At 50.9% G+C, this 16,147-nt stretch carries 12 protein-coding genes; 8 read left to right on the top strand and 4 right to left on the bottom strand.

From position 1 onward, the window contains the following. Nucleotides 1-36: 36 nt before the first annotated feature. Nucleotides 37-1,674 (bottom strand): diphosphate--fructose-6-phosphate 1-phosphotransferase, encoded by a 1,638-nt coding sequence (locus BLU97_RS05475; RefSeq protein ID WP_033149315.1) that lies wholly within the window; start codon nucleotides 1,672-1,674, stop codon nucleotides 37-39. Between the two features lie 205 nt (nucleotides 1,675-1,879). On the opposite strand from BLU97_RS05475, the gene BLU97_RS05470 reads away from it, so the two are divergent. The 8 genes from BLU97_RS05470 to BLU97_RS15955 all read left to right on the top strand — a co-directional run bounded on the left by BLU97_RS05470 (nucleotide 1,880) and on the right by BLU97_RS15955 (nucleotide 9,996). Beyond that, nucleotides 1,880-2,146, top strand: a complete 267-nt coding sequence (locus tag BLU97_RS05470) for a hypothetical protein (protein ID WP_074760942.1) — start codon at nucleotides 1,880-1,882, stop codon at nucleotides 2,144-2,146. A gap of 12 nt (nucleotides 2,147-2,158) precedes the next feature. Next, entirely contained in the window at nucleotides 2,159-2,731 is a 573-nt protein-coding gene (locus tag BLU97_RS05465; RefSeq protein WP_074760608.1) for a 1-acyl-sn-glycerol-3-phosphate acyltransferase, read from the top strand. After that, the gene (locus BLU97_RS05460; protein ID WP_074760607.1) at nucleotides 2,728-5,676 is read left to right on the top strand and encodes a xanthan lyase; all 2,949 of its coding nucleotides are present in this window, start codon (nucleotides 2,728-2,730) and stop codon (nucleotides 5,674-5,676) included. Before BLU97_RS05465 ends, BLU97_RS05460 begins: the two co-directional genes overlap by 4 nt. Before the next feature lie 16 nt (nucleotides 5,677-5,692). Further along, on the top strand, nucleotides 5,693-6,037 hold the full coding sequence (locus BLU97_RS05455; RefSeq protein ID WP_013064219.1) for a hypothetical protein: 345 nt from the start codon (nucleotides 5,693-5,695) through the stop codon (nucleotides 6,035-6,037). 25 nt (nucleotides 6,038-6,062) lie between these two features. Continuing rightward, the gene (locus BLU97_RS05450; RefSeq protein ID WP_074760606.1) at nucleotides 6,063-8,072 is read left to right on the top strand and encodes a YgiQ family radical SAM protein; all 2,010 of its coding nucleotides are present in this window, start codon (nucleotides 6,063-6,065) and stop codon (nucleotides 8,070-8,072) included. Continuing rightward, entirely contained in the window at nucleotides 7,996-8,808 is an 813-nt protein-coding gene (locus BLU97_RS05445; protein WP_074760605.1) for a hypothetical protein, read from the top strand. The genes BLU97_RS05450 and BLU97_RS05445 overlap by 77 nt, the downstream gene beginning before the upstream one ends. A 454-nt stretch (nucleotides 8,809-9,262) precedes the next feature. After that, a complete protein-coding gene (locus tag BLU97_RS05440) occupies nucleotides 9,263-9,814 on the top strand; it encodes a DNA-binding protein (protein WP_074760604.1) in 552 nt (183 codons plus the stop codon). 77 nt (nucleotides 9,815-9,891) lie between these two features. Continuing rightward, nucleotides 9,892-9,996, top strand: coding sequence for a smalltalk protein (locus tag BLU97_RS15955; RefSeq protein WP_157054591.1), 105 nt, complete (start codon nucleotides 9,892-9,894; stop codon nucleotides 9,994-9,996). An 83-nt stretch (nucleotides 9,997-10,079) separates the two neighbouring features. On the opposite strand, the gene BLU97_RS05435 is transcribed toward BLU97_RS15955, so the two are convergent. From BLU97_RS05435 to BLU97_RS05425, 3 genes are read right to left on the bottom strand one after another with little or no spacing between them, the layout of a single operon-like run. Beyond that, entirely contained in the window at nucleotides 10,080-11,624 is a 1,545-nt protein-coding gene (locus tag BLU97_RS05435; RefSeq protein WP_175456309.1) for a clostripain-related cysteine peptidase, read from the bottom strand. Nucleotides 11,625-11,646: 22 nt separating this feature from the next. After that, nucleotides 11,647-14,316, bottom strand: a complete 2,670-nt coding sequence (locus BLU97_RS05430) for a mechanosensitive ion channel family protein (RefSeq protein ID WP_074760602.1) — start codon at nucleotides 14,314-14,316, stop codon at nucleotides 11,647-11,649. 11 nt (nucleotides 14,317-14,327) lie between these two features. Continuing rightward, nucleotides 14,328-16,130 (bottom strand): clostripain-related cysteine peptidase, encoded by a 1,803-nt coding sequence (locus tag BLU97_RS05425; RefSeq protein ID WP_081352883.1) that lies wholly within the window; start codon nucleotides 16,128-16,130, stop codon nucleotides 14,328-14,330. Between the last annotated feature and the right edge of the window lie 17 nt (nucleotides 16,131-16,147).

Below are 16,147 nucleotides of genomic sequence, written 5' to 3'. Positions count from 1 at the left end.
CGTGATAATTCGCGTAATTCGCGCCTAATAAATTAATTATTTACCCTGCTCAAGAGCAAGTGTACGGGTTGGCTGATCGCAAACCTCTGTTGGACCCCAGTACTGGATTGGACCAGGATATACATAAGCGGTTTCGCGAGCCCAACGATCACGCTGTGCAGCGAAGGTCTTGAAAGGAGCACCGTCGAGCTCAACGAGAGCCTTACGGATAACTGGTTTCATCTCACCAGCACGCTTCTCCATGTTCATCATCATTGTGATGGGCACACCACCAGCAATCCACTGCTCAGCAGGAGCTGTTGTGTTCTTAACGATAGCCATGTAACCGGTCTTGCCGTTAGCAATCAGCTGGGCAGCTGATGTACCAAGAGCGTAGCAGTAGTCAGCATCGAAGTTAGAAGGAGCAGCGCAACGTCCCTCGTAACCGAAGAAGTGGTGCTGAGCTGAGAACTTACCAGCGTACTTGCCTTCCTTCTTCATCTTCTCGAGCTTCTGAGCTACCATAGTAGAGAGCAGCTTCTCGGTCTCGATCAGTGATACCTGTACGTTTCCGTGTGGGTCGCGGTCGAGAGCCAGCTGACGAGCAACACCTGTAGGCAGGCTGTTGAATACAGCGAGGTTCTCGTCGGTCAGGTGAGCCTTAACGAAGTCGATCGACTCGTGACGATCCAGCTCCTTAGCCTCCGGCATAGCCAGAACGTCGTTCAGCTGAGCAATCAGCTTCTTGATAGCAGGAATGAACTCGATAACACCCTCAGGGATGATAACTGTACCGAAGTTGTTACCATCAGCAGCACGCTGGCAAACAGCGTTAGCGATGTATGTAACGATATCGTCGAGGCTCATACCCTTCTGCTCGATCTCCTCAGATACGAGGCAGATGTTTGGCTGAGTCTGCAGAGCACACTCCAGAGCGATGTGAGATGCTGAGCGACCCATTACCTTAATGAAGTGCCAGTACTTACGTGCTGAGTTACAGTCGCGCTCAATGTTACCAATCAGCTCAGAGTATGTCTTACAAGCAGTATCGAAACCGAAGCTGGTCTCAATCTGATCATTCTTCAGGTCACCGTCGATAGTCTTAGGACAACCGATTACCTGTACGCCGTAGTTCTTGGCAGCATAGTACTCAGCCAGTACACAAGCGTTGGTGTTAGAGTCGTCACCACCGATGATAACGATAGCCTTGATGTTCAGCTCGCGGATAATCTCGAGACCCTTCTCGAACTGGTCAACCTTCTCAAGCTTTGTACGACCCGAACCGATCATATCGAAACCACCAGTGTTACGATACTCGTCGATGATATCAGCTGTGAGCTCCATGTAGTTGTGATCTACAAGACCGCCAGGACCCAGGATGAAACCGAACAGACGGTTCTCAGGGTTCAGCTTCTTAATCTGATCGAAGAGACCAGTAATCACATTGTGACCGCCAGGAGCCTGACCGCCTGAGAGGATGATACCTACGTTCATCTTAGTGTTGTTAGCCTCGGTAGCGGGCTCAAACTCTACGATAGGCATACCGTAAGTGTTAGGGAAGAGCTTCTTGATCTCCTCCTGGTCGCCTACACTCTGTGTAGCGGCACCCTCCTTAACTTTTACTGCACCCTGAAGCGCCTTAGGCAACTTAGGCTGATAAGCGGCTCTCGCCATCTGCAATGCACTTTTTTCCATATTATTATTCCTTATAAATTAATGAGTAATTGTTTTCTGAGCCGCAAAATTAGTGAATTTTTGTAAGAAATACGAAAGAAATCGATGTATTTTTGGCATTTTAATATTTTTTTGGGATGAAACACTTGTTATCTCGGATTTTTTTTCTAACTTTGCTTACTGAATATAACAAAACACCCCAAAAGGAGGGGATAAAAGAATGATTATGATGAATAAAAGAACACTTAAGAAAAGCATCAATGCAATCTGTGATGAGATTTTTGCTGAGGCTGTAGCGCTCTCATTGTATGATAACGATAGAAACATGGAAAACGACGATGCCCTGATTCGTTCTGTAATCATGCTCCGTGCTAACTACATCAGTCGTATTTCACACCCAGAGCCAGGAATGGATGTACAGGCATATTATAAGGACCTGCGCGATAAGTTTACCGCCGAAGCACAAGAAATTGTTGATCAGCTTAACGCGTAATCCCTTACTGCAATGCTAAAATCACTTTGCAGATGGATTCTGTACAAACGCATGGGGTGGCAGAAGGAGATTTCCGAAAACCACCCCGAAAAGTTCATTATCTGTTTAGCGCCCCACACCAGTAACTGGGACTTTTTGCTTGGGCAGCTTTACAGTAGAGCCGAGGGTATGAAGATTAACTTCCTGATGAAGAAGGAATGGTTCTTCTGGCCGCTTGGCCCTATCTTCCGTAGTATGGGCGGCATCCCCGTATTCCGACAGAAAAAGATGAGCATGACCGACGCGATGGCCGAAACAGCCAAGTCAGTTTCTCAGTTCAAACTTTGTATCACCCCCGAGGGCACCCGCAGCCGCGTGGTAGAGTGGAAGAAAGGCTTCTACTTCATCGCACTCAAGGCCGGCATACCTATTTTATTATATGGGGTGGATTATGAACACAAACTGATTCAATGTACAAAAACCATCATCCCCACAGGCGACCTCGAGGCCGACATGCGGGAAATAAAATTATATTTTAAGGATTTCAAGGGCAAGAAGCCCGAGAACTTCTCGATAGGAGAGATAGGAGATATTACCAAACAATGAAACGTACAAGTATCATACTCGCGGCTGTGTTTGCCTTGCTTACTGCCATGCCCGCCGATGCGGCTCGGAAAGCAAAGGTTAAAACACCGCCCGACCCCTATAAATCGCTAAAGGATAAGATAGACCGATACTTCGTAAACTTTAAGAGCGATGAGCAACGCATCCGCTCTACTTTCCATCTGAAGACTCTGGTGGTTAACGACTCGTTGCGCACTGTCGATATCAGCGCCAACAATAATCTTGGCGAACAGCTGTTTACCGACGATCTGGCCGAAACCATCTATCAGGATGTGCAGCAGTTGCTGCCCGATTCGGTTCAGGATTACAATCTCACCATCACCACTGGTGGCTGGGATCTGCGCCAGCTGGTGCCCAACCGCTTGCGCCAGCATAAAGACCGTAACCGTACCTGGGGCGACATCGACTATCACGGTCGTCCATGGGTTCGGAACGCCTCTCTCCCCTACACCATCACCGAAGGTTTGCAGAACCGACATATCTCGCTCTGGGCCAGTCATGGTCGCTACTTCAACGTCAAGGACAGTACGTGGAAGTGGCAGCGCCCTGCATTGTTTGGCACGCGCGAGGACCTTTTTACACAAACCATCGTCGTCCCCTACCTCATTCCCATGCTGCAGAATGCAGGCGCCATCGTGTTCTCACCACGCGAACGCGACTGGCAGCGCAACGAGTTTATAGTGGACAACGACACCCCCGAAACAGGCTACACCGAACACAACGGCACCCATCAGTGGAGCAAGAGCAATACTAATGGTTTTGCCTGGCACTCAGGTAGTTATGAAGACTTTGAAAACCCATTCACCGCAGGCACCTGTCGCCAAACGGCCACAACCGATAACGCCAAGCGCCAGAGCGAAATCGTTTGGAAACCTGCCATCACCGAGAGCGGCAATTACGCCGTTTACGTGAGCTATCACACCACCGATAAGAGTATCGACGATGCCCATTACACCGTGTGGCACCAAGGCATCCCCACCGAGTTCCGTGTGAACCAGACGATGGGCGAGAAAACGTGGGTTTACCTGGGCACGTTCTATTTCGACCAAGGTCAGAGCACACGCAACTGCGTAACGCTCAGCAACCTGAGTCGTCACCACCATGGTGTGGTAACAGCCGATGCCGTACGTTTTGGTGGCGGTATGGGAAACATCGATCGTGGTCGCGGTGTGAGCGGACTGCCCCGCTGCCTCGAAGCCGCACGCTACTATGCCCAGTGGGCAGGCATGCCTTACGAGGTGTACAGCACCAAGGATGGCGAGGACGATTATGGCGACGACATCAATGTGCGCAGCTACATGACCAACCACCTGGCTGGCGGCTCTGTGTTTGTACCCGATACCACCGGCTTGAATGTGCCCATCGAACTCTCGCTGGCCATTCACAGCGATGCAGGTTACACCCGCGATGGCAAGAGTCACACAGGCACCCTGAGCGTGTGCACCACCTATCTTAACGACAGCATTCTTAATTCGGGCCTTACCCGCCTGGTATCACGCGACTTGGCCGACGAACTGCTCTACTCGATCCCTGCCGATATCAAAAAGAAATACGGTAACTGGCCCACACGCGAACTCTACGATCGCAACTACAGCGAAACCCGTTGCCCCATGGTGCCCAGCGCCATTCTCGAAACCATGTCGCATCAGAACTTTGCCGACATGCGCATGGGTCAGGATCCAAACTTCCGTTTCGACCTGGCACGCAGCATCTATAAAACCCTGCTGCGCTACATCAGCGACATGCACCATAAGAAATACGTGGTACAGCCCTTGGCACCCGACCGCCTCTCGGCCGAACTTACCGGTCGTGGCGAGGCCAAAATCAGCTGGCACCCCGTTTACGACGAATATGAGCCCACCGCCAAACCCACCGGCTTTGTGGTTTACACAGCCACAGGTCGCAGCGGATTCGATAACGGTACCTATATCAAAGGTGGCACCGAAACATCTGTTACCATCCCCGTAGATCCCGAAAAGCTGTACTCGTTCCGCGTCACAGCTGTTAACGATGGCGGCGAGAGTTTCCCCAGCGAGGTGGTTTCGGTATTCGATGTGCCCGAGGCTCAGAAGTCGGTGCTCATCGTCAACGGCTTCACCCGTTTGGCCGCCCCACAGGTGGTAGATAACACCGCCTCGCAAGGCTTCGACCTCGAGACCGATGCCGGCGTCACCTATGGTCGCACAGCCGGTTGGCTGGGCTACCAGACCGGTTGGGACAAGAGTAAGATGGGTAGCGAACGCCGCGATGGTCTGGGCTACACCAACGACTCGCTGCAGGGCCAGTTCATCGCCGGCAACGACTTTGATTATATCCGCACCCACGCTACAGCCATCGCCACCGCCCGCAAATACCGCGTGGCCAGCTGCTCGGTGGCTGCACTCGACAATAACGAGGTACACCCTCAGAATTATGAGATGATGGACGTGATTCTCGGTCTGCAACGTAAGGATGGCTACTCGCTCGTTCCTTACCAGCTCATGTCGCCCATGCTGCGCGAGCATATCCGCCTGTTTGCCAAGCGCGGCGGTTCGCTGCTGGTTAGCGGCGCCTACCTGGGCAGCGACATGCAGGACCCCGTGGATCGCACATATCTGGCCGACATACTCAAGCTAACCTATCAGGGCCAGAATGCCGACTCGCTGCAGCGCGATACCATCAACGGTCTCGGCCTGCAGTTCACCTTCCATCGCCAGCTGAACGAGCAGCACTATGCCGATCAGCACCCCGAAATCATCGAGCCTGTTTATCCCGCATTCTCGGCCATGAAGTATGCCGACGACTACAGCGCTTCGGTAGCCTATAACGGCACCGATTACAGGTCGTTCGCCATGGGATTCCCCTTCGAGTGCATCAAGGACGAACCCAAGCGCAACAGCATTATGCGGGGCATTTTGCAATTCCTATTACAATCAAATAACCCATAAAAAATTATCTAAAAGTATGAAAATTCAATCTAATTCATCTGGAACCCGTAGTATCGAAGTAAGTGACGAACACCTGCAGACCATCGAGAAGTATCAGCTCTTCCGCGATCTGATCGACTCTAATGGCTACGTCGACGAACAGGTACTTGACAAATTAAAACTGAACATTCGCGCACTGCTCGAGGGCGATGCCGGCAAGGACAAAACCCTGCTCGACCTCTGTCTCGATGTGATCTATCATCCCAACATGAAGGCATTCGGCCTGCAGCAGCTTGTGCTATTATACATTAACTGGAAGCATCAAGACAACGATGGTCTGGGCATGACCACACGCGTTTTGCAGGGCACACCGTTTAATTGATGGCCGAAAAATTGGAAAATAAGATTTGAAAGAGTACAGATTAACTGATTTTTTACCCACAACAAAAAAAGAGCTCGAACTCCGGGGATGGGATTACGTTGATGTAATCCTGTTCTCGGCCGATGCTTATGTTGATCACCCATCGTTTGGTGCCGCCGTGATTGGCCGCACACTCGAGGCCGCGGGGTTCCGTGTGGCCATCGTGCCACAGCCCGACTGGCATGGCGACTATCGCGACTTTAAGAAGCTAGGTCGCCCACGCCTGTTCTTCGGTATAGCCCCAGGTTGTATGGACTCGATGGTAAACAAGTACACCGCCGCTCGCCGCCTGCGTTCAGAGGATGCCTACAGCCCCGATGGCCGCCACGACATGCGTCCCGAGTACCCCACCATCGTATATGCCAAAATCCTCAAGGAGCTTTATCCCGATGTACCCGTAGTGCTGGGTGGTATCGAGGCCTCGCTGCGCCGCGTGAGTCATTACGACTACTGGAGCGACAGCCTCAAGAAGTGCCTGCTGTGCTACTCGCCTGCCGATATGATTACCTACGGTATGGGCGAAAAAGTAACCATCGAACTGGCACGCCGACTGGCTGCCGGCGAGAGCATACGCGATATTCGCGACCTGCCGCAAACCGTTTATCTCTCACGAAAGGAGGATATCATCGGTGGCATTACCGATCGCGACATCGTGCTGCACTCACACGAGGAATGCATGAAAAACAAAAAGGCCCAGGCCGAGAACTTCAAGAACGTCGAGGAGCAGTCGAACATGATGCACGCCCAGCGCCTGCTGCAGGGTGTGGATGGACGTTATGTGGTTATCAATCCACCCTATCCACCCATGACAACCGAGGAGCTCGACGCATCGTTCGATTTGCCTTACACACGCCAGCCACATCCCAAGTACAAGGGTAAGCGCATTCCCGCCTACGAGATGATTAAGTTCTCGGTAAACATCCATCGCGGCTGTTTTGGCGGTTGTGCATTCTGTACTATTTCGGCCCACCAGGGCAAATTCATTACCTGCCGATCGAAAGAGAGTATCCTGCGCGAGGTGAAACAAGTGATCGAGATGCCCGACTTTAAGGGCAACCTCAGCGACCTGGGTGGCCCTTCGGCCAACATGTACGGCATGAGCGGACGCAACAAGAACGCCTGCGAAAAGTGCCGTCGCCCATCATGTATCCATCCGCAGATATGTCCTAACCTCAATACCGACCACTCTAAGCTGCTCGATATCTACCGCTCAGTAGATGCCCTTCCAGGCATCAAACATAGCTATATCGGCAGTGGCGTTCGTTATGATTTATTATTACATCGCAGCAAGGACGAGGCCAGCAACAAGGCCGCTATGGAGTACACCCGCGAGCTGATTACCCGCCACGTTTCGGGCCGACTCAAGGTAGCCCCTGAGCACACCAGCGACCGTGTACTCTACCTCATGCGCAAGCCCTCGTTCCAGCAGTTCTATGAGTTCAAGCGCATCTTCGATAGGATTAATCGCGAGGAGGGTCTTCGCCAACAGATCATCCCCTACTTCATCTCCAGCCACCCAGGCTGTCAGGAAGAAGATATGGCCGAGCTGGCGGTGATTACCAAGAACCTGGATTTCCATCTCGAGCAGGTACAGGATTTTACCCCCACGCCACTCACCAACGCCACCGAAACGTGGTACACAGGCTACGATCCCTATACCCTGCAGCCCGTGTTCAGCGCCAAAACACCTAAGGAAAAATTGGCCCAGCGCCAGTTCTTCTTCTGGTACAAGCCCGAAGAGCGCCGTGGCATCGAGCAGTCGTTGCGCCGCATCGGCCGTCCCGACCTCATAGCCAAGCTCTATTCAGGCATGCCCCCACAAGGCGGTTATCGCCCTGCTTACGGCGGCCAGAAGCCCGCAGGCGGCAGCAAGCCATCTGGCGGTGGCAAACCAAAATCTTATAATCCAAACTTTAAAAATGAAAATTCTCGAGCAAAGCATCATAGCGAAAAGCCCCAGCAAGAAAAGCGAGGACGGAATCATCGTAACTTCTGATTTTATTGCCGTTATCGACGGCAGCACATCCAAAACCAAGCGTCGCCATTGCCCCCTGATGAGCAATGGCCGCTATGCCATGCAGCTCATCAGTCGCTACATACGCAAAATGCCCGCCAACACCAGCAGTCATCAGTTCTGCGTGGGTGTCACCCGTGCGTTGCGCCGCCATTACTGGCTGCGTTTCCCCGTTGAGCGTATGCAGCAGCACCCCGAAGAGCGCCTCTGCGCCTCGGCCATCATCTACAGTCGCCTGCGTCGCGAGGTATGGATGGTGGGCGATTGCCAGTGTCTGATAGGTGGTAATTTCTTCGATAACCCCAAGCCCTACGAGCAGCCCCTGGCCGAGATGCGTGTAGCCAAAGTCAAGGAGCTGTTGGCCGCAGGCGTGCCCCAGGCCGACTTGCTGCAGCCCCACGACCCTGCCCGCGAAGTGATGATTCCCACCATGCTCGAAGTAATGAAAAATCAGAACATTACTTACGCCGTTATCGATGGTTTCCCCATCCCCGAGCAAAAGGTAAAAGTGATACCGCTCGACTTCCAGAAATGGGAAATCGTGTTTGCCAGCGACGGCTATCCCCAACTGGCCCCAACGCTTAAGGAATCAGAATCGCTGCTGGCTCACCAGCGCGAAACCGATCCCCTAAACATTGGCCAGTTCAAAGCCACCAAGGCCTTCGTAACCGGCAACAACTCCTTCGACGACCGCACCTACATCCGCTTCGAAGTATAAGGTTAAAGTGGTACAGATGGCAGATGGCAGTTTTATTTTTGCACCCTTGTCGCTAGCAGACCTGCAATAGTAAGATTTATAATATACATTATTTTAATAATAATATAATATATATATTATATTATTATTAAAATTTAAAAACGCTAGTAAGGTGCATGCTCGAAATAAAAACTGCCATCTGCCATCTGTACCAAATTGCACTTTTTTTTCGAGCGTGCTTTTTTATGTGTCTTTTTTGAAGAATAATTTGCAAAACGCTTAAAAATTTCGTATCTTTGCATCGTCAAAACAAAGATAGCGATGATGCTCGCTCACGCGAAAAAAAAATCTCCCACGTGCACTAAGGAAATTTTCTACGTGTGGCCGCAAAATCAACATCGAAGTTGAGACATTTGAGATTTAACATACACAATTAAAAATTTATTTACAACAACACAAAAACAAAATTAGAATTATGGCATTGAAAGTTAAAGCACAGGAAAAGTTGCAGAAGATTGGCAAGTATGAGGGCACTTATCGCTACATCATGATGCCGGAGTTGTACACCTCGCTCTCGCAGGAAAAGGTGATTAAGGAGGCTGCCCTTCGCAGCGGAGTAAGTAAAGGCATTATGCAGGCCTGCTGGGATGCTGCTGGCGAGGTGATTAAGGCATGGGCCACTGAGGGTCACAGCGTTGCGCTGCCTGGACTGGGAACCATGCGATTCGGCATCCGAGCCAAGAGCGTGGCCAAGGTAGATGAGGTGAAAGCCGGACTGGTAACCAGTCGCCGCATTATCTTCACCCCAGCGGTGGATCTGAAGGATGAGCTGGCCAGCACCGCTATCCAGATTACCTGCTACGACCGCGACGGCAAGGAGATTAAGCGTGTGACCAGTACCGATCCAGGTACAGTTGAGGACAACGACCAGCCCACCAACCCACAGAACGGCGGCGGCAATCAGCCTAGCAATGGCGGTGGCAATACCGGAGGCGGTGGCGACGAGGATGAGTCGTACGGAGACTAAGGGCTTGGGGCTTAGGCCCCACCCTACCCAACCAATGTAAAAATGGATAAATTCAAAAATGTAAGAATTAAAAGATTATGAGTAAGAAAGAGACATTAAAGTTTATCGTGCAGATGATTGCATCGATCGCTACAGCGATTGTGACAGCGCTGGGCACCACGAGCTGCGTTGCAACAATGTAAAAATGCAAAAATGTAAAAATGTAAAAACCTCAGGTTTCTATGCGAAGCCTGAGGGTTTTTGTATTCCTGATAAGGTAAATGCATTATTCGATAGCAAAATGCATCTCTACGGGACTGTTATTGCATGGTAGCTGTTTGTTGAGCTTGATCCAGCGGCTCCAACCGGTTGCCTTGTCGAATGCCAACTGGCAGTAGGTATCCGCCAGTGTGGATGGCCAGGTGCTTATCTCTGGCTCTGTTACACCAGTGGTGTATTTTGCCAATTTGCCGTCGGCATGGTAAATTTTGTATCCTTTCAGAATCTCAGGTTTTTCCCTATCATAGTCGTAAAAATAGTAGCTACCCTCTACGCCTAACATGATGCTGCAATCTACCGACAGACCTTTGTTCATCAGGAAATCGCTGCAATACTGACTTACCAGACAGTTGTTGAAAGCTGTTCCTATCTCGAGAGCGAAATGATCATCGTAAACGTCGGGCAGTGCATCTACTATGCTCTTGGCGTAATCTACCAGATCGTAGCCCGGACGCTCGTTGTTAACCTTGAAGGCGTATTTGGTGATGGTATCAATCTTTGCCTTATGGCTTTCGTCGGCGTAAGCGGCCACGAGTTTATCGGTAAACTCCTTGAACTTTTCACCAAAGGCATCGAGGGCGCTGGTGCGGGTAACGGTCATGTCGTGATAGTCCCACTTGGATTCTGTACTTCCCTGTGCAGCTTGTTTGGCAGCATCCTTGTCCCACTTATCGACGCTGGCTTTGTTGAAGCTCTTCAGGGCTGTTTCTATGTCGCCAGTGTTCTTTGCCAGCTCGTCGATCAGTACCGAATAGCTGCCACCTGCTCCAGGCACTGTGAATGATGACAGGATATAGTAGTCGGCAAGTTCCTTAAGTTCGAACTGATACTCGATGGTATTCATGAGGCAGGCATCGAGATAAATCACGTCCATGTGAGCATTAGCACGACCGATGGCATACTTTAATGACGACACGGTGAAGTGTTCGTTAGGGGTGTGGCTTTGGTCGTAAAGCACGCCTCTGGTTTGTGACGGCGCATTAAATGGTAGGTCGTCGTGTGGCTGATAGCCGCCACCATGGTCGCTCACAATCAGGATGTAGTGCTTGGCAGGACAGGCTTTGGTGGCCCAGTTGATGAAGTTGGTGAGCGAATCGACATTGGCCACGTAGTTGTCCTTGGGGCCATAAATATACTCCTTGTTCAACAGAACATTTTCATCGGGGGCTTTTACGGTATTGTCGACTACGAAACGTACGGTCTGCAGTTCCATATCCTTAATAGCCTTTATGGTCTCGTCGGGCAGTTTTTCGTTAAGCATGTCGAACCAATACTTCTGCATATCTTCGGCCGACGAGTACTTGTACTGGCAGGCAATCTTTACCTTACCGTAGCTTTCGGACTTGGCTTTGTAGAAATCCATCATGTTGCCCAAGATACCAGTGTCGAGATTGCGACCTCCATAACCATATAACAGGATGGCATACTCGGTTTGCCCTGATGGACGGTCGGAACCAGCAGAATTATCATCATTTACACAAGCGGTCATCACCGTCATAGTCATTACGCAGCAAAGAACGGCTGCAAGGGTTAATAGGTACTTTTTAGTCATAATCATAAAAGGTTAGTTAAACTTATTTTTCTTCGTTTGAAATCAAGTGTACATCGCACTGAGGGAAGGCAATGGTGATGCCCGCGGCGTTGAGGGCCTCGTAGATCACCTCCTTGGCACGATCACGATAACCAATCTGCTCGGCCACCAACACATACTGCTTCACATTGATGTCAACAGCACTGTCGCTCATATTTCCCACAACCACATAAACACCGTACTTGGGATCCACAATATCCCGTCCGTATTTATCCTTGGTACACATCTTCTGCATCGCCTCAACCAACACCTCACGCACATGCTGCACCGAGGTTCCGTAAGCCACACCCACGGTGATAATCGTCAACTCATACGAGTTGTTACGCGTCAGGTTGATGAAGTTCTTACCAAACAGCGACGAGTTGAGGAACGACATCTCCGTGCCCTCGATAGTCTCGGCCTGCACACACTGGTAATTGATAGCCGTTACCTTACCACGGATACCATCGCACTCTATCCAGTCGCCTACACGCAGTCGTCCACCCATCAGCTGTATGCCGTAAATAAAGTTGTTGATCACATCCTTGAGCGCCAGACCGACACCAGCCGACAGACCTCCCGCTATCAGTCCTAACGACCCCGTAGGAATCTGCCATTCCGTGATAACCACCAAAGCAAACACCATCCAGATAAACACACTGATGATACTGTTGCCCAACGACAGGTTGATTTCGTTCGGACGGATGGAATCACGGTTATGCTTACGCATAAAAGTAACGTAACGGGCATACTGCCAGATGGCGTGTACGGCCCTGCTGATGTAACGCAAGACGTAGAAGAGTATCAGCAGATAGATGATACTCTGGGCCGATATGCTCAACGTCTCCACATCGTTCATGTCGGTGAGATGGATAAACGGTCGTTCGTAGAAGCGTACAAACAGATCGTCGAAGTCGAAGATGCCCAACGACAGGCGCACACACAACGGCAACGAGAGCAGCACAATGCAGGGGATGGCCACCTGACGGATCAGGTCGTAGAACCACGTAGCACCAAACAACAGCTGTTCGCGGTCGTCGCCCGATACGTAGGTGATACGATTGCGCAGACTGTCAACCCGCTTGTCGATCCAGCGTTCCTTGTAGCGGCTCATCAGGTCGCGTATGCACACCACGGTGAGCCAGGCTGCCAACAGGAAATACCACCACACCAGGATGAGCAATGCCACAAAGGTATAGCCCATAAACGCGAACCCAAAGGCCACCAGATAAACGGCCAATGCCCACCAGCCCAAGGTGCGGTCGATTGATGTGGCCTTACTGCCCAACCAGATACAGCAGCACAACTGCCAGATAACAATTAGCAGCAGGATGGGTGGAAACAGCAGCACCATCAGCTTGTCGGGCATAAAGGTGATACGGCACGAGATAATCATCAGCACCACCAGGAAGGTGGCCGAATAGAGCATGATGCCCTGTCGGAACTGCTCGGGCCTTACGCGCAGCAACAACGAGCCCGTGATGGCAATCAGCAGCCACAGGAAGGTGTTGATATGCGCCACACCCAGATTGATATATTCGTCGCCATACAGCGAGAATCCGAACACCACGAAGTAAATAAAGGTGCCTAGCAGTATCGAGATGATAGACAGCTTGCGCTTCGGTACATAGCGCTTCAGCCTTGTATAACGGTAGAGCAGCCATAGTACGAGCAGGGCCAACGCCCAGAACAATACCAGTCCCACCAGCTGTACGATACATACGACGACCAGCATGGTATTCTCGGCCTTACTCGAAAAGTGTTGTAAGAACGCGATATCATCCTCGTCGTCGTCATCCAAATCGCTTTCATCCATCCCGTCGCTCAGTTCCTTCAGGCTGTACTGTCCCCGCAAGTCAACTTTGGTTTTATTCCAATAATAACCAGGGTTGGCCATAATGTCCAAAAACGGCGTCTGTCCGTCCACAAAGATATAGCGTTCCAGTGCCTGATAGCGCTGCTCGGCATAGTCGTAGGTCTCCTTCAGTCGCAGGTATGCCTCCTGATAGTGCGTACTGTCGGCCACTATGGTAGCACGGTTACTGGCGTTCATCTTCAGTATCTCTGACACGAAGAAGATACACGAGTCGCGATATGCCTCGCCTATAGAATCCAGCACAAAGGGGGCAGATAGCGAATCCTTGAAGGCAATCCTGATAACCTCTTTTTCCAGCAATGAGAGCGAGTCGGAAAGATGCACATCGAGCGAGTCGTTACGGTACAACAAGCTGTCGGGCAGTATCTCCATCTCTATCTCCTTCATCATCGGCGGCAGTCGTCGCAGAGCCTCAATCAGTCGGGCATTGCGGTCAATCTCGTAGTTCAAACCGTTCACAATCCGATCGTACGGTCGTCGGTCTTTACTGAAGTCCTTGTAGTTGGCTGTCACCTTCTTCAGCGCGTAGGCCAGATCGAACGTCATCTCCTGTTCCTGGGTGTAGAGCAGGATCGAGAGCTCGTTCGACTCGGTAATCACGTTGATCATCCGCTTATGCTGACGATCAAAATCCTCGTTAAAGCGCTTCTGCGCATCCGAGCGCTGCATAAAGGTTGCCTGCAACTCCGTACAAAGGTCTTTCAGCGTGTTGGTCAACGACCTTCCGCTCACCACAGCCATCAGCGGCAGCGAGCACACGCACAGAGCTAGAATGATTGTGAACAGTTGTTTTTTCATTGTCAGAAATATTATTCTAATTTACCGCCTCCACCTTTCTGTGGATTGCTGTCCAAGTACTGCTCGTTGGTTTTCAGCCAGTTGCCCCACCCAGTCAGCTTGTGGAAGTCGCACTTCTCGTAGCCTTCATTGTAGTTGTTCAAGGCTTTTAACTCCGGAACATTCGTCATGTAGTCGAAGGTGTAGAAGAGTTTACTCATCAAGCAGATGCTCAGTGTGTAGTGATCCAGATGCTCCTTACTGTTGTTCACATCGCGATAGCATACAAAAGCCTCGTCGAAGGCCTTATCCATCGCTGCCGATATAGCTTTCAGCTCGGCATCGTCGGTTTCCTTAGCCAACAGCTGGGCATAGTTAGCGATGTCGAAGAATGGGTAGATAAACTCGTTTTTTTTCGCATCGATAGGCTCGAAGCGATACACGCTCTTGGTGGCACGGTCGATAGCTTCCTTCTGTGTGGGATAGAGTGCCAGAATGCGGTCGCACAGCTGCTTGGCAGCATCGATGATAGGCTCGAACTTATCGGTGCGAATCATCTTGTAGTCGCCGTTGGCGTAATCATTCTTGGCTACGTCTACATAACTGTTCTGCCATTCAGGCGTACAGCGTTCAAACATCAGCTTACCGGCCTTTTGGGCATCGCCAGTCTCCGCCAGTCCGCGTATAAACTCCGTCATCAGCTCACCGCCGCTATTCAGTATATGGGCTGAAGCAAAAATGTAGTCGGCAAAGCTGCGTGCCTGTGTAAGCGTTTCGATATTACCCATAAAGCAGTTGTGGAACATCAGCGTGTTAAACTTCTCAATGCCCGCAGCCTTCATGGCATCGTTCAGCTCGTACATATCCATCCACTCGTTATCCACCCACTCGTCTACCATCACACCACGGGTAGCACGAGCCTGCTGTACTTCGTACTTACCAGGCACATCGTACATGGCATCAAAGCCCGATCCGTGCCCCCAGATGCCCATTACGTAATCCTCGGCTGGGCACTGCAGACTGCTGAACTCCAAGAACATACGCATGGTGTTAGGGTTGCATATCTTCAGCTGCTTAGCTTCCTCGCCCATGCCGATAGCCTGCATGCCACTTTCCTTAATCTTGTTCAGGTCGGTATCGCCAGTCAGCTCAAACCACACAATGTCGCCAGGAGCCGCATATTTGCCCGTAAAGGCCTTTTTTGGATCCGGCTGATCCTTACCATATTTATACATGCACACCACGCGCACGTTGTTGTGGTCGGTCAGGTACTGCTGCAGTCTCTCCCATAAGCCCTGTTCTATAATAAAATCCATGGTGCCACCCGCATTGCCATATACAAACACGGTGTATTTGGCTGGTTGCGGCACATCTATCATCTCATCGTCCTTGCTCCAGGTGTCGAACTTGGCAGCCATATCGCTGGTGGTTTTCTTGAAAGTCAGACTGATGTCATCGCCATCACCAAGACTCAGCTCGTCGCCCTCCAACTGCCATTTGGCGTTCATCACCTCGCGGTCGTTCGGGGTCATCGTCAGCACACCGCTGGCCGATGCCGTGTAGGTAAAGTCAATCTTCTCGCAACCGATGGCATCATCCTCCAAGGTATAGTAGATACGGGTGCTGCCCGTACCGTCGGCTTTAAACTCGGTGTTCTGCCATGTCTTACCATAGTTCCACTTGGCGTAGGTCATCCCCGACACATCCGAGAACCAGCTGCCCACAATCCTGCGGTCGATACCTTTTGCAGGGTTATCACTACTGTCGTTAGTACACGCCACAAAGCTCAGTATGAAACATGCCAATAGCATCAATTGTTTTAGGTTTGCTTTCATAATGGTATTACTTTAAT

Source organism: Xylanibacter ruminicola (assembly GCF_900107775.1).
In the GTDB taxonomy this organism is placed as follows: Bacteria; Bacteroidota; Bacteroidia; order Bacteroidales; family Bacteroidaceae; genus Prevotella; species Prevotella ruminicola_C.
This window is presented reverse-complemented; position numbering and strand designations above follow the sequence as displayed.

Coding starts and splice junctions, on each gene's coding strand:
- BLU97_RS05445 (WP_074760605.1), top strand. CDS start 7,996: ATGAAAATTCTCGAGCAAAGCATCATAGCGAAAAGCCCCAGCAAGAAA.
- BLU97_RS05440 (WP_074760604.1), top strand. CDS start 9,263: ATGGCATTGAAAGTTAAAGCACAGGAAAAGTTGCAGAAGATTGGCAAG.
- BLU97_RS05425 (WP_081352883.1), bottom strand. CDS start 16,130: ATGAAAGCAAACCTAAAACAATTGATGCTATTGGCATGTTTCATACTG.
- BLU97_RS05475 (WP_033149315.1), bottom strand. CDS start 1,674: ATGGAAAAAAGTGCATTGCAGATGGCGAGAGCCGCTTATCAGCCTAAG.
- BLU97_RS15955 (WP_157054591.1), top strand. CDS start 9,892: ATGAGTAAGAAAGAGACATTAAAGTTTATCGTGCAGATGATTGCATCG.
- BLU97_RS05430 (WP_074760602.1), bottom strand. CDS start 14,316: ATGAAAAAACAACTGTTCACAATCATTCTAGCTCTGTGCGTGTGCTCG.
- BLU97_RS05455 (WP_013064219.1), top strand. CDS start 5,693: ATGAAAATTCAATCTAATTCATCTGGAACCCGTAGTATCGAAGTAAGT.
- BLU97_RS05460 (WP_074760607.1), top strand. CDS start 2,728: ATGAAACGTACAAGTATCATACTCGCGGCTGTGTTTGCCTTGCTTACT.
- BLU97_RS05470 (WP_074760942.1), top strand. CDS start 1,880: ATGATGAATAAAAGAACACTTAAGAAAAGCATCAATGCAATCTGTGAT.
- BLU97_RS05435 (WP_175456309.1), bottom strand. CDS start 11,624: ATGACTAAAAAGTACCTATTAACCCTTGCAGCCGTTCTTTGCTGCGTA.
- BLU97_RS05465 (WP_074760608.1), top strand. CDS start 2,159: ATGCTAAAATCACTTTGCAGATGGATTCTGTACAAACGCATGGGGTGG.